The organism is Pseudoalteromonas sp. A601 (genome assembly GCF_002165575.1).
Lineage (GTDB): Bacteria > Pseudomonadota > Gammaproteobacteria > Enterobacterales > Alteromonadaceae > Pseudoalteromonas.
The window spans coordinates 13790-28378 of the sequence record NZ_MXQF01000036.1; the positions used below are offsets into that span (position 1 = coordinate 13790).

Genomic DNA, 14589 nt, shown 5'->3' on the forward strand with positions numbered 1-14589 from the left:
AAGCCGCAAATTGCGGCTTTTTTAATGGCTTAAATTTAACACTCAATAATATTTACAGCTAAACCGCCACGGGCGGTTTCTTTGTATTTTGTTTTCATGTCATTACCGGTATCAAGCATGGTTTTGATTACTTTATCCAAAGATACTTTTTGTTCACCACTACCACGAATAGCAAGACGAGATGCGTTAATTGCTTTAATCGCTCCCATGGCGTTTCGCTCAATACAAGGTACTTGCACGAGTCCACCAACCGGGTCGCATGTTAGGCCTAGGTTATGCTCCATGCCGATTTCAGCTGCATTTTCAACGTGTACTACGTTACCGCCGACAATTTCAGTTAGTGCGCCTGCGGCCATAGAGCAAGCTACGCCTACTTCGCCTTGGCAACCTACTTCAGCACCTGAAATTGAAGCATTCTTTTTATACAAAATACCAATGGCTGCAGCAGTGAGTAGGTAACGGGTTGCAATGTCGCGATCTACTTCTTTTATGAATGTATGATAATACATCAGTACGGCAGGTAAAATACCTGCCGCGCCATTAGTTGGCGCAGTGACTACACGACCACCAGCGGCGTTTTCTTCATTAACCGCAAGGGCAAATAAATCCACCCAATCCATTGCACGTAGTGGGTCGTTATTTACTTCAATATTGAGCTTTAAATGCAGGCTAGGCGCACGGCGTTTTACTTTTAAACCACCGGGTAATATACCTTCGGTACGCATACCACGCTCAATACAGGCTTTCATAACTTGCCAAATATTAAATAATTCGTCTTTTATATCATCTTCTTTACGAAGTGTTTTTTCATTTTTCATCATCAGTGTTGAAACGCTATAACCCGACTCTTTACACATTTCGAGCAGATCTTTGGCTGTTTCAAACGGGTAAGGGGCTGGGTTTTGCTCGCGAATATCCAACGCTGCTTGTTTTTCGTTATCAAACTCTTCGTCTGTAACGATAAAGCCGCCACCAATCGAGTAGTACACTTTGCTGTATACAGGCTGAGATTCTTTGTAAGCAATAATTTCCATTGCATTAGAGTGTTTAGGTAGTGTTTTCCGGCGATGAAAAACAATGGCACCTTGCTTGGGAAATTTAGCTTTGTGAGTTTTATTAAGGTAAATAACCTGTTCGTTTTCAATGGTAGCAAGAATATCATCGACTAAATCGGCGTCGATAGTCTCAGGATCGTACCCTGCTAAGCCTAAAATAACGGCTTTACCCGAGCCATGGCCAATGCCTGTTTGACCCAGTGAACCGTATAACTCTACTTTGACGCTCGTGACATCGGTTAACAGGTTTTGTTGTTGTAATTCGTTAACAAATAAACGCGAAGCGCGCATAGGTCCGACGGTGTGAGACGACGACGGCCCAATGCCAATACTAAACATATCGAATGCACTGATCATATACTTTACTCTACTTTTTACTCAGCACGACTGCTGTCTTTGAACGGTCGCACATAATAACGTGTAATGCAGTACTTGTAACCTTTTGTAGCACAGATTTAAACTGGTATGGCTAGCTGATTTGTAAAGTTTTTTATAATGCTGGCAGTTGCGCCCCACAGCAGGCCATGTGAAGTTGAAAACCCTTCAAGGGTGAGCGTTTTGCCAAAACGTTGAAAAGGTATAGGTTGCCAGTTGTCAGTGTTAATTAATGCGCTAATTGGAATTAAAAAGCTTGCTGCGACCTCATTAGGATCTTCAAGCCATTGCGTATGTGGGTTTAATACTCCAACAAATGGCGTGATAGTGAACCCGGTTAACGTTGCATACTCAGAAAGTTGCCCAATTACATTAACATGAGTGCTGTTAATATTAAGCTCTTCATATAATTCACGTAGTGCGGTATCGCGTAAATTTTTGTCGTTTAATTCTCGCTTTCCACCAGGTAAACAGATCTCCCCAGGGTGGTGTTTTAAATAATGAGGGCGTTTACACAGTAAAATATGTGCGCTGTTATTTATGTCGATTAAAGGCAACATAACAGCACTGGCACGGCGTGTTTTTTGTGGGTGCGTAATTAAAGGCTGTGAATTGGCAGCAACACTCAGCTGAAAACGGGCCAGTATTTGTTGGCTGTTCACGGTATTTTACTTCAGTAATGGGAGTATTTTATTTACTTTATCGTATGTTTCTTGGTATTCCAAGTCAGCTTGTGAATCAGCTACTATGCCGCCGCCTGCCCAACAGTAAATATGTTGCTTATGGCAGACCAAGGTACGAATAGTAATACTGGTATCCATGTTGCCACAGGCACTTAAATAGCCAATCGAGCCACAGTAAATACTGCGGCGGTGGGGTTCGAGTTCTTCAATTATTTCCATTGCGCGAATTTTAGGTGCGCCGGTAATTGAGCCGCCAGGAAACGCAGCATGAAGTTGATCAACAGCAGTTTTACCCTCAGCTAATTGGGCCGTCACAGTGCTGACTAAATGATGCACTGCAGGAAAGCTCTCAATGGCAAACAGCGAAGGGACGCTTACAGTGCCAGGCTTTGCGACTTTACCTAAATCATTACGTAATAAATCAACGATCATGACATTTTCGGCACGGTCTTTATTTGAGCGTTGTAACCGAATTGCTTGTTGTTGATCAGCTGATTCATCGGCGCAGCGGGGCAAAGTGCCCTTGATTGGTTTTGTTTGAATTTGTCCGTCATTAATGGCAATAAAGCGTTCTGGCGAGATTGATAAAATAGCGCCATCGGGGTGATTGATAAAACTTGAAAATGGGGCTTTATTCGCTTCTCGCAAAGTACAATATGCTTGCCAAGCGCTGCCTTTATATTGTGCGCTAAAACGCTGAGCGAGGTTTATTTGGTAGCAGTCACCGCTTTTTAAATAGGCTTGGATTTGCGCAAACTTATCGGTGTATTGCGCTTTGCTCATGTTAGATGACCACCTTTGTGTTATTTCAAAAGGGGGGCGCTGTTTGGCTGTATCGTCTAAGGCCGACAAATAAAGCGCTAGTCTATCTGTATTTGGTTGAGCGATATAAAACCATGTGCTTTGTTGTTTGTCGTAGATGAGTGCATCAGGGTATAGACCGACTGCTAGTTGTGGCATATCAATATCATTAATTGCATTTTCAGGCAGTTTTTCAATTACACGGCCAAAATCATAACCAAAATAGCCAAGCCAACCTCCGTTAAATGGCAGCTCAGGGTGGGCTTTAGTGTCATTAAGTTTATTTAACTGAGTTTGCAATACGGTAAAACAACTTTGCTCAGTTAATTGATTATCCACAAACACCTGATTGTTTTTCACTTCTAAGCGCATTAATGGCGCGATAGCGATGATATCAAAGCGGCTATTTTCATGTTCACTATTGGCAGAATCTAGGAGTACGGCATAAGGTAAATCACAAAAATAGCTAAAAACCTCGGCACAATTGAGCGATATGTCTAATTGAATGCAGGTTTTATGTTGTTTTATCATCTATTTTTTACCCTGAAAAACTGGCTCGAAACGGGCTGGGAGGGTATCATAAGTTAAATTTTTTTGGCAGCGTTTAGTTGCCTATTGCGTTACAAACCACCGTCACCGGTTTGATTTATGTTACGTGTATAATACGTAAAAGTAACTTAAGGAACCCCTATGAGTACTATCCGTCAGCAAGACTTCATTGATAGCATTGAAGACGCTTTACAATATATTTCGTTTTATCACCCACTTGATTTTGTTCAAGCACTCGAAAAAGCGTATAACAAAGAGCAAAGTAAAGCTGCTAAAGATGCCATTGCACAAATTCTAATTAACTCTCGCATGTCAGCTGAAGGTAAACGCCCGCTTTGCCAAGACACAGGTATCATCACGTGTTTTGTAAAAGTAGGTATGGATGTTAAATGGGATAAAACAGACTTAACGGTACAGCAAATGGTTGACGAAGGTACTCGTCGTGCTTACTTAAATCCAGATAACCCGTTACGCGCATCAATTGTTGCCGATCCTGCTGGCACACGTAAAAACACCAAAGACAATACCCCGTCTGTTGTACACATCGATTTAGTACCGGGTGGCGAAATTGAAGTAATGGTTGCTGCAAAAGGTGGTGGCTCTGAAAATAAAACTAAAATGGTTATGCTTAACCCATCGGATGATGTGGCTGCATGGGTTGAAAAAACATTACCAACAATGGGTGCTGGCTGGTGTCCGCCGGGCATGCTAGGTATAGGTATTGGTGGTACTGCAGAAAAAGCAGCGGTACTTGCTAAAGAATCACTAATGGATCCGGTTGATATTCACGAGCTAATTGAGCGCGGCGCAGAAACAACCGAAGAAAAAATGCGTTTAGACATTTTTGAGCGTGCGAATAAATTAGGTATTGGTGCACAAGGCTTAGGTGGTTTAACTACAGTAGTTGATGTAAAAATTAAAACTGCGCCGACTCATGCTGCGTCTAAACCTGTGGTTATGATCCCTAACTGTGCAGCAACACGTCACGTGCATTTTACCCTTGATGGTTCAGGCCCTGCTGATTTAAAAGCGCCAAAACTTGAAGATTGGCCAGAAGTAACGTTCGAAGTAGGTGAGGGCACTCGTCGTGTTGATTTAAACACCCTAACCAAAGAAGATACGCAAGAATGGAAAATGGGTGAAACGGTATTACTTTCGGGCACTATCTTAACGGGTCGTGATGCTGCGCATAAACGTCTGCAAGATATGATCAACTCAGGTGAAGGCTTACCAGAGGGTGTGAACTTTGATAATAAATTTATTTATTACGTAGGCCCAGTGGATGCCGTAGGCGACGAAGCGGTTGGTCCGGCTGGCCCTACAACTGCTACTCGTATGGATAAATTTACCGATATGATGCTAGAGAAAACGGGCATTGTGGGCATGATAGGTAAAGCTGAGCGCGGTCCAGCTACTGTAGAGTCGATTAAAAACAACAAGTCTGTTTACTTAATGGCTGTTGGTGGCGCTGCTTATTTAGTGTCTAAAGCAATTAAAAAAGCACGCGTTGTGGCATTTGAAGATTTAGGGATGGAAGCCATCTATGAATTTGAAGTAGAAGATATGCCAGTAACCGTGGCTGTTGATAGCGAAGGCGCCAACGCGCATACGCAAGGCCCTGCAATTTGGAAAGCTAAAATAGCCGAGTTAGATAGCAAATTAAAATAAGTTGTTATTTACTGCTGCGGTATTCAACACTGTTGAATACCGCAAACAGCTCTTACCAGTTGCTCTAAAACCCTCGTAATCTCCTCAAACCACTATATTTAAAGCTATATAAGCGATTTTTAGATTGTAATATTTACTTTACACTCAATGATTATCTTACGTGTACGTAAACGTAATAGTTACTCATCTCTCCTGTTTAACATAATAAATTTGTATTTTTGGCTTGTTTTGAATTAAGTATTCCTTGAAGTCTGGTTTTGTGATTTCTTTATGATGTGTAAGTATTTTGCTTGGTTTTATCATCTCATATAGTGGTAAGGCGCAATTTGAAGTGATAAAGTCTTGGCAATTTCAGCGCTCATACCCTCTCACGGGTAATAAATTTCGGAGTAAAATAAAGTGGCTGTGTTTAATCAAGTTGACTTTGATAACCATGAACAAGTGGTTTTTTGTTCAGATAAAGAATCAGGCCTACGTGCAATCATTGCCGTGCATAATACTAACTTAGGGCCTGCTGTTGGTGGCTGTAGAATGTGGGATTATGCCAACGATGATGATGCGATAGTCGATGCATTGCGTTTATCAAAAGGTATGACTTATAAAAATGCCGTTGCACGCCTGCCGTTTGGTGGGGGCAAGTCGGTGATTATTGGTAATGCAAAAGAAATTAAATCAGAACAACTATTTCGTGCCTTTGGTCGTCAATTAGAGCGTTTAAGTGGTAGTTACTATTCTGCTGAAGATGTAAACATCACCTGCGCTGATGTGGCTATTATGAATAAAGAAACTAATTATGTACTTGGCCTTGAAGGTAAAAGTGGTAACCCATCTCCTTTTACAGCTTATGGTACGTTTTTAGGTATTAAAGCGGCGTTACAGCATCAACGCGGGCATCAAGATTTAAGCGGCGTTAAAGTAGCCGTGCAAGGCTTAGGCGCGGTTGCTTATGGTTTATGTAAACATCTACATGAAGCGGGTGCAACATTATTTGTTACTGATATAAATCAGGCTGCAATTGATAGAGTAGTCAATGATTTTGCGGCTACTGCCGTGGGTATTGATGATATCTATGACTTAGATGTTGATGTATATGCACCGTGTGCACTGGGCGCAACGGTTAATGATAATACTATCCCGCGTTTAAAAGCGACAATCATTGCAGGGTGTGCAAACAACCAGTTAGCAGAGTCTCGCCATGGTGAAATTATTCGTGAAAAAGGCATTTTATATGCACCAGATTATGTAATTAACGCTGGTGGCATTATTAATGTTTATTATGAAACTGCACCAGAAGGTTATTCTGAAGAGGCATCTAATAAGCATGTTGAAGGTATTTTTACGACCTTGACGGAAATTTTTGCTCGTAGCGAAAAAGAGCAAAAATCTACGCATCTTATTGCTGATGAACTGGCACAAGAGATCATTGCTAACGGTCTTTAAGTACTCTAGCAAATTTTAAACGTATTTTTGCTTATGAAGGCGTGCGGATGCGCGCCTTTTTCTTTATAGCTTTATAGAATCAAGCTACACTTTAGTTTTACCGTTCACAAAAATTATAATGACTCCTATTGATTTAAATAACTGGCCACGGGCTCAACATTTTGAGCTTTTTAAAAGCTTTACCCAACCATACTTTAATGTTTGCATTCAATTAGATGTACAGCAGTTATATCAATATTGTAAATCTCACCAGCATTCATTTTTTCAAAGCTATATATTTTTAGCACTACGTGCCTGCCATCAGTATCAGCCGATGCAGTTGCGCATTGTTGATGATAAGCCTATACAACTCCAAAGCACGCGAGCCAGTGTTGTAGAGCTGGCGGCAAATGACACCTTTAGATTTAGTTACTTTAACGCCTATGATGACTTTTCAACGTTTGCTAAACATGCTCATCAAGTGAGTGAGTCAACTAAGCAGCAGTCGTTATTTTCTTCAGCTTTTGCTAAAACAGAAGGCCAAGCTGATTTAATTCATATCTCTGTATTACCTTGGTTGGACTTTACTAGTTTTTCCCATGCGCACCACCAAGGTACAAGCTTAGGTATTCCTAAATTAGTCTTTGGTAAATACAATTCTGAGACCGGAAAAATACCACTCTCCATTGACGTACATCATGCTTTGATGGATGGACTACATGTTGCCAGGTTTGTTGATTGCTACACAGAGTGCATTAAGGCTTACTGCAAAAAATAATTACTTATATAAATAGCTTGTTAATGAAATTGAAATTAATACTATGCTAGTATGCTTACTAAGCAGTCAATAATAATGACAAAAATTAAGTCTAAATCATTATTTAATTAATTTTTTTATAGCTAAATCATTAATTAGTAGTTGGGAAGGCGTTCAATATAATGCTACGTATAAGTGTATTTCTGTTTTTAATGATTCAATCTGTGTGCTTTGCAAATGATCAGGCGCGCCTTCCTTTAAATGATTACTTTTCTGAAACATGGAACACTCGTTCGGGCTTACCTCACAATAGTATAAATAGTTTAGCTCAAACCAATGATGGTTATATTTGGGTTGCGACCTGGGAAGGGCTTGCAAGGTATAATGGCCGTGAATTTAAGTTATTTACCCGCTCTGAAATTCCTGGTCTGCCAGATTCTGGTTTACGTAGTTTATCTGCTCAAGGGGATGGAAGTTTATATATTGTTGGTGCTCGCGGTGGCGTAAGTCATTTACAACATGGGCAATGGCATACCAAACCTCAAGCTGAGGCCATGGTCAATCATCTTTTAAAAACCAATACTAACGAACTTTGGCTAGCCCTTGAGGGAAAAGGCTTAGTGTATCGCGCGGCTGACTCGGATATTGAAACTCATATATTAATTAATTTAAGTGCTTATCGGTTAATTCAAGACCTCAATGGGGTTGTTTGGGCTGCAACCAGTGATGGTTTATATAAAATAGAAAATAAAAAAGCGCGCTTGATTACTGCTGATATGGGTTTGCCAAGTGATCCTATTTATACCTTGCTACTGACACGTCAAGGGCAACTTATAGTGGGTGGTGAAAGAGGGGCATGGAAATTAAGTAATGGTAAGTTTACTCCTGTTCATCAACAGCTCAATGATGAATCAATTTCTAGTTTATTAGAAGATGATCATAATGATCTGTGGTTTGGTACTATCAATAACGGTGTTTTTAGGTTGAGTGGTTTTGGCCTTGAGCATCTTGATGCAAAAGCAGGTCTGCCTGGCAATCGTACTCTTTCTCTGTTACAAGATAGAGAAAACAGTATCTGGGTTGGTACAAATGGTGGGCTATACAGACTAAGAGAAGCGCCTTTTTCATCGTGGACTAAAAAGCGAGGCTTAGGCTCAGATTATATACGAACGGTTATGTCGCACTCCGATGGCAGTATTTGGCTGGGCGGCAGTACTGGCTTAAATAGAATGCATAATGATCATATTGAATCATTTTCGCTCGTTGATAGTGACAAACCTTTGTCAGTATTAAGTTTAGCCGAAGATAACAGCGGTGGTGTTTGGTTAGGGACTTATACTGCGGGTGTAATGCGGGTTTTAAATGGTCAGATTCATACTGTTATTAATCGTGATTCAGGTCTGGCAAGTAATGAAGTCAGAGCGTTACTGTTTGATAATCAACAGCGCTTGTGGCTTGGCACTGCGACAGGTCTGACACGTATAGAAGTCGATGGTTCACTAACACAGTTTACAACAAAGCAAGGACTCCCTGGTGATTTTATCATGGCGCTGAAGCTTGACTCAAAAGGTAACGTTTGGGTTGGTACTGGGGTCGGGGTCGCAATGTTTAATGACACTTTAGGTAAGTTTAAAGGTCAGCTTTTCCCTCGTAAATTTAATGCTGAATACGCGTTTGGCTTTTACTCTCAAAATGAATACATGTGGATGGCGACTGACCGCGGCCTTATTCGATTTAACATTGATACAGGTGATGTTGCAATGCTAGGAAGAGAGCAAGGTTTGCCTGTTGATAAACTTTTTCAGATTGTTGCGCAGGGCGATTCTTTTTGGCTTTCAAGTAATCGTGGAATCATTCAAGTCAATCAGCATCAAGTTAATGAATTATTAAACAACTCACAGCATCAAGCTAATGCCTTACATTATCAAATGTACGATGAAGGCGATGGCATGCTTAGTGCTCAGGCAAATGGGGGCTCTAACCCTGCCGCTGTACTGCACAAGGATGGCAGTATTTGGTTTGCTACGGCGCAAGGTGCAGCTACTGCATTACCAGAGCGATTAAAACGAGCGTCGCAACTTAAATTACCTACTGTGATAGAAAGTATTCTCGTCGATGGTAAAAACACACCACTTATAACAAAAGATGAAGCAGTATTATTACCGCCTGGTTCTGATCGTATTTCATTTCACTACGCTGGGCTTAGTTTTATAATGCCCCAGCGGATAAAGTTTCAAACCAAGTTGTTAGGTTATAATGATAAATGGGTCGACCGACAGCAACTCAACATCACCGAGTATACAAATTTGGCGCCCGGTAAATACACTTTTATGGTCAGAGCAGGCTACCCTAATGGACAATGGCAAGAAAACCATAAAGCGTTGGATTTTGTTATTCAGTCATTTTTCTGGCAAAAACTAAGTTTTAAATTAATGGTATTTTTCTCATTGATTTTGCTGTTCTTTGGGCTTTATAAATACCGCTTATATCACTATAAAAAAATTGAAAAAGAGTTAAAGCTACGCGTGAAGCAGCAAACTCGAGATTTACAACAGCAAACCGATGCATTTGCTCATCAGGCAAGTCATGATCAATTAACCGGAATGCCAAATCGACGTGCATTTGATAATTGGTTAGCTGAAAATTTTGACAATATTAAGCAATCAGGCCAACCACTTAGCATTGCAATTATTGATATAGATCACTTTAAACGTATTAACGATAACTGGTCTCATATTGTGGGAGATAAAGTGATATGTGTGATCGCTACTATCTTGCAACAATGCTGTAATGATAATGCAAACCAAGTCTCACGTTGGGGAGGTGAAGAATTTACTTTACTTCTACCAAATAAAACGGCCACGCAAGCAGTTGAAATTTGTGAGCAATTAAGAACTGATATAGCAAATTATGACTTTTCTGCAATTGCAGGAGGGCTTCACGTAACCGTGAGTTTTGGCGTCGCAGATTCGAGTGTGGTTGATGAATATGACAGATTACTAGCCAGTGCGGATCAAGCACTTTATAAAGCAAAAAACAATGGGCGGAATCGAGTTGAAGTAACTTAGCCTCAATCAGCTCCCTGATAAATTTATAGTAAAAGATTGAAATATGACTTTAGCGGTCATATTAATAACTTAGTCTTTTCTCAGCGAGCCTGCTAATGGTAAATGGTTTATTGATTCTTGCGTTAATAGCGTTTGTGGTTTTTTATTGGCGCTGGCCTGATATTCAAAATCAACTTTGGCAAAAAAAATACCAAAAGTACCGCCTTAATGAGCAGCAAAAATCTATATTGTTGCGTTATATGCCTATTTATCAAAAAATGACAGATGCTGATCGCGCTAAACTTGAGCGTCACATCGTTTGGTTTTTAAATGAAAAGCGCTTTATTGGCTGCGATGGTCTAAAGCTTAACGATGCCATGAAGCTGATTGTTGCAGCGGATGCTTGCTTGCTTGTGCTAAATAAGCCTTGGCCTTTATATAAAAATGTTAGGGAAATCTTATTATACCCAAGTGCCTATTACGCCCCGCAAACCTCTCGTGATAATGCCGGTTTAGTGAGCTATCACAATACAGTGCGACAAGGTGAGTCTTGGCCTGGCGGTACTTTGGTTCTAAGTTGGCATGATGTACTTGAAGGAAACCGCTTACCAAGTGACGGCCATAACTTAGTGTTTCATGAATTTGCACATCAACTTGATCAAGAAACCGGTAAAACAACGGGTACGCCATTACTAAAAAAAGAGGCTGATTATAAAGAATGGGCGAGAGTGTTTAGCCGTGCATTTAATCAACTCAAAACACATGTAGTTTACAGTATGCCGCATGTTATCCACAGTTATGGCGCGACTAACGAAGCTGAATTTTTTGCTGTGATCACTGAAACGTTTTTAGAAAAGCCTAGTGAACTGCGCCATTACGACCCTGAGATTTATACTATGCTGGTGAACTATTACCAGTTTGATCCAATTAAATGGCATTAACCGCCAATTTAAGACGCTTTATCAGATATTGCTGGTAACTTGCTGTGCTTTTTGTTGCAATCATATTAATAAACAACAAAAACAAGCGAGAATTCGATGAAAAAACTACTGCAAACAGCATTGGCTGTATCAGTATCGTTAGCACTTTATTCAAATGTTCATGCTGCAGATAATGTAGATGATAAAAAATGGCAAGTAGATGCCCCTCAAGGCAAATTCGTCGATGCGACGATTAATGTTAACCAAGGCACTTGGATGAACATTGATGTGAGCCCTGATGGAGATACGATTGTATTTGATTTACTCGGCGACATTTACACTATGCCTATCAGCGGCGGAAAGGCTACTCAGCTGACATCAGACATTGCTTGGCAAATGCAGCCACGTTTTAGCCCTGATGGTAAACATATTGCGTTTACCTCAGACCAAGGTGGTGGCGACAATATTTGGCTAATGGACGTGGATGGTGAAAATCAAACCGCTGTTACCGACGAAACTTTTAGATTACTCAATAGTCCTGCTTGGAGCCCTGATGGCGATTATATCGTGGCACGTAAGCACTTTACTGCAACACGCTCGTTAGGTGCTGGTGAAGTATGGCTTTATCATAAAGCGGGTGGTAAAGGTGTTCAGCTAACGAAGCGTGCTGATGACCAAAAAGATTTAGGTGAGCCAATGTTTTCACCTGATGGGCGTTATGTTTACTTCTCTCATGATGCGACACCAGGAAAAACCTTCCATTACTCAAAAGATTCTGTTGCCGGTATTTATAAGATTAAACGTTTTGACCGCCAAACAGGTGAAATTGAGACCATTATCAGTGGTATGGGTGGAGCTATTAGACCAACACCGTCACCAGATGGTAAAAAGCTGGCGTATATTAAGCGTGATGATTTCCAAACCAGTTTATATGTTTATGACTTAACCTCAGGCAAACACACCAAACTTTATGACAAGCTTGAACGTGATATGCAAGAAACCTGGGCGATTCATGGCGTTTACCCGACTATCGCGTGGACACCAGATAATGACGAGCTGGTATTTTGGGCTGGGGGTAAAATTCATAAACTCGATGTTGAAGATAAGTCAGTTGAGAACATTGCTTTTAATGTTGAAACGAATAAAAAAATTCAAACAGCAGTACGTTTTACGCAAGATATTGATAGTGAAGATTTTGATATAAAAATGCTGCGTAATGTTCAAGTATCGCCGGATGGTGAAACCGCTATTTTTGAAGCGCTTGGGCATATTTATAAGCGCGATTTAGAGTCAGGAAAAATAAAACGCTTAACACGCCAAGATGATCACTTTGAATTATTTCCACAGTATTCTCGTGACGGTAAAAAAATTGTTTATGTTACATGGGACGACAACGAGCAAGGCAGTGTTCGTGTGGTATCAGCACGAAGCGGTCGCGGCGACACAATAACAGATCAGCCGGGTAAATATGTTGAGCCAACATTTAGCCCAGACGGTAAAACTGTGGTTTATCGTAAAGCGTCAGGCGGTGGCATTTTAAATCCGGATTGGTCATTACACCCAGGTATTTACGCGGTAAGTGCGAAAGGCGGTGAGGCTGAATTAATTACTAAAAGTGGTTATCAACCGCAATTTGGCGCGACCAGTGACCGTATTTTTGTTATGAGCCCGTGGCCAAAACCAAGCTTAAGCGTGGTTGACCTTGATTCTAAAAAAGCACAGAAGCTATATGAATCAAAACATGCGACAGAATTTAGAGTGTCACCTAATGGCAAATACTTAGCGTTTGCAGAGCGCTTTAAAGTGTTTGTAACGCCACTTGTAGAAAATGGTAAGAGCATTAATATTGGCCCGAAAGACAGCCAATTTCCGATTGAGCAATTATCTGTTCGTGCTGGTGAAAGCATTAGCTGGAGCGCAAACAGTGATAAACTTTATTGGACTTTAGGCCCAGAGCTTTATCATGCCAGTTTAGCGGGTATTTTTGATATAAACCAAGCCGATGATGCCGATTTTAAAGTAAAAAGCGGTGATAACATCAGCTTTCGCAAAAAAATGGCTGAGCCAAAAGGTATGTTTGCGCTAACCGGTGCGCGTATTATCACTATGCAAGGTGATAGAGTCATCGAAAACGGCGTACTGATCACTGATGGCAAACACATCAAAGCAGTTGGTAGTGCTGATAGCGTCACGATCCCAAAAGGTGCACAAGTCATTAACGTGGCAGGTAAAACCATTATGCCAGGTATTGTGGATGCCCATGCCCATGGCTCGCAAGGCAGTAATGAGATCATTCCTGAGCAAAATTGGAAAAACCTAGCTGGTTTGTCATTGGGTGTGACCACTATTCACGATCCATCTAACGACACCACCGAAATATTTGCTGCCAGTGAAATGCAAAAAGCAGGCACCATTGTTGGGCCGCGTATTTTCTCAACGGGGACCATTTTATATGGGGCAAACATGCCAGGTTACACCTCACATATTGATTCGTTAGAGGATGCTAAATTCCATTTAGAGCGTTTAAAGAAAGTGGGTGCGTTTAGTGTTAAATCATATAACCAACCACGACGTGAGCAACGTCAACAAGTTATTGAAGCTGGTCGTGAGCTTGAAATGATGGTGGTGCCAGAAGGTGGCTCATTATTACAACATAACTTAACCATGGTAGTGGATGGTCACACAGGGATTGAGCATTCAATTCCTGTGGCGAATATTTATGATGATATTAAACAGCTTTGGTCGCAAAGTGACGTTGGTTATACGCCGACTTTAGGTGTTGCTTACGGTGGTATTTGGGGTGAAAACTATTGGTATGATAAAACCGATGTGTGGAATCACCCGCGCTTGAGTAAGTTTGTGCCTAAAAACCAACTGTTGCCGCGTTCTATGCGCCGCGTTAAAGCGCCCGATCATCACTATAATCACTTTAATAATGCACGCGTAGCGAAAGAGCTGCAAGACTTAGGTGTATTAGTGAATTTAGGTGCGCATGGACAACGTGAAGGTTTGGCGGCTCATTGGGAAATTTGGATGTTTGCACAAGGCGGCATGACGCCACTCGAAGCGCTACGGGCCGCAACACTCGACCCTGCTAAATACATTGGCCTTGATAAAAACATTGGTTCACTTGAGGTGGGTAAACTTGCCGATTTAGTCGTGATTGATGGTAATCCACTTGAGAACATTCGTGATACCGATAAAATTGACTACACCATGATCAATGGCCGTTTATTTAACGCCGCCACAATGAATGAAGTAGGCCAAAAACAACGTGATAAACTTTACTTTGAAAAGAAGTAAAAAACAAAACAC

The 14589-nt window shown here is 41.0% G+C and carries 9 protein-coding genes; 6 read left to right on the forward strand and 3 right to left on the reverse strand.

The window, feature by feature from the left end; all coding sequences use genetic code 11:
• Positions 1-35 precede the first annotated feature (35 nt).
• From B5G52_RS18885 to pabB, 3 genes are all read right to left on the reverse strand, one after another.
• The gene (locus tag B5G52_RS18885; protein WP_087534198.1) at positions 36-1412 is read right to left on the reverse strand and encodes an L-serine ammonia-lyase; all 1377 of its coding nucleotides are present in this window, start codon (positions 1410-1412) and stop codon (positions 36-38) included.
• A gap of 98 nt (positions 1413-1510) precedes the next feature.
• Complete coding sequence (locus B5G52_RS18890; protein WP_087534199.1) at positions 1511-2092, reverse strand: CoA pyrophosphatase; 582 nt, start codon at positions 2090-2092, stop codon at positions 1511-1513.
• A 6-nt stretch (positions 2093-2098) separates the two neighbouring features.
• Positions 2099-3445, reverse strand: a complete 1347-nt coding sequence (gene pabB, locus B5G52_RS18895; RefSeq protein ID WP_087534200.1) for an aminodeoxychorismate synthase component I — start codon at positions 3443-3445, stop codon at positions 2099-2101.
• Positions 3446-3604: 159 nt separating this feature from the next.
• Here pabB and B5G52_RS18900 point away from each other — a divergent pair, with 159 nt between their 5' ends.
• The 6 genes from B5G52_RS18900 (at position 3605) to B5G52_RS18925 (ending at position 14577) form a co-directional block, all read left to right on the forward strand.
• Complete coding sequence (locus B5G52_RS18900) at positions 3605-5131, forward strand: fumarate hydratase (RefSeq protein ID WP_087534201.1); 1527 nt, start codon at positions 3605-3607, stop codon at positions 5129-5131.
• Between the two features lie 399 nt (positions 5132-5530).
• Positions 5531-6571, forward strand: a complete 1041-nt coding sequence (locus B5G52_RS18905) for a Glu/Leu/Phe/Val dehydrogenase (RefSeq protein ID WP_087534202.1) — start codon at positions 5531-5533, stop codon at positions 6569-6571.
• Between the two features lie 118 nt (positions 6572-6689).
• A complete protein-coding gene (locus B5G52_RS18910; protein WP_087534203.1) occupies positions 6690-7328 on the forward strand; it encodes a CatA-like O-acetyltransferase in 639 nt (212 codons plus the stop codon).
• Between the two features lie 161 nt (positions 7329-7489).
• Positions 7490-10375, forward strand: a complete 2886-nt coding sequence (locus B5G52_RS18915; protein ID WP_087534204.1) for a ligand-binding sensor domain-containing diguanylate cyclase — start codon at positions 7490-7492, stop codon at positions 10373-10375.
• A 95-nt stretch (positions 10376-10470) separates the two neighbouring features.
• A complete protein-coding gene (locus B5G52_RS18920) occupies positions 10471-11295 on the forward strand; it encodes a M90 family metallopeptidase (RefSeq protein ID WP_087534205.1) in 825 nt (274 codons plus the stop codon).
• Positions 11296-11391: 96 nt separating this feature from the next.
• Entirely contained in the window at positions 11392-14577 is a 3186-nt protein-coding gene (locus B5G52_RS18925; RefSeq protein WP_087534206.1) for an amidohydrolase family protein, read from the forward strand.
• The last annotated feature ends 12 nt before the right edge of the window (positions 14578-14589 follow it).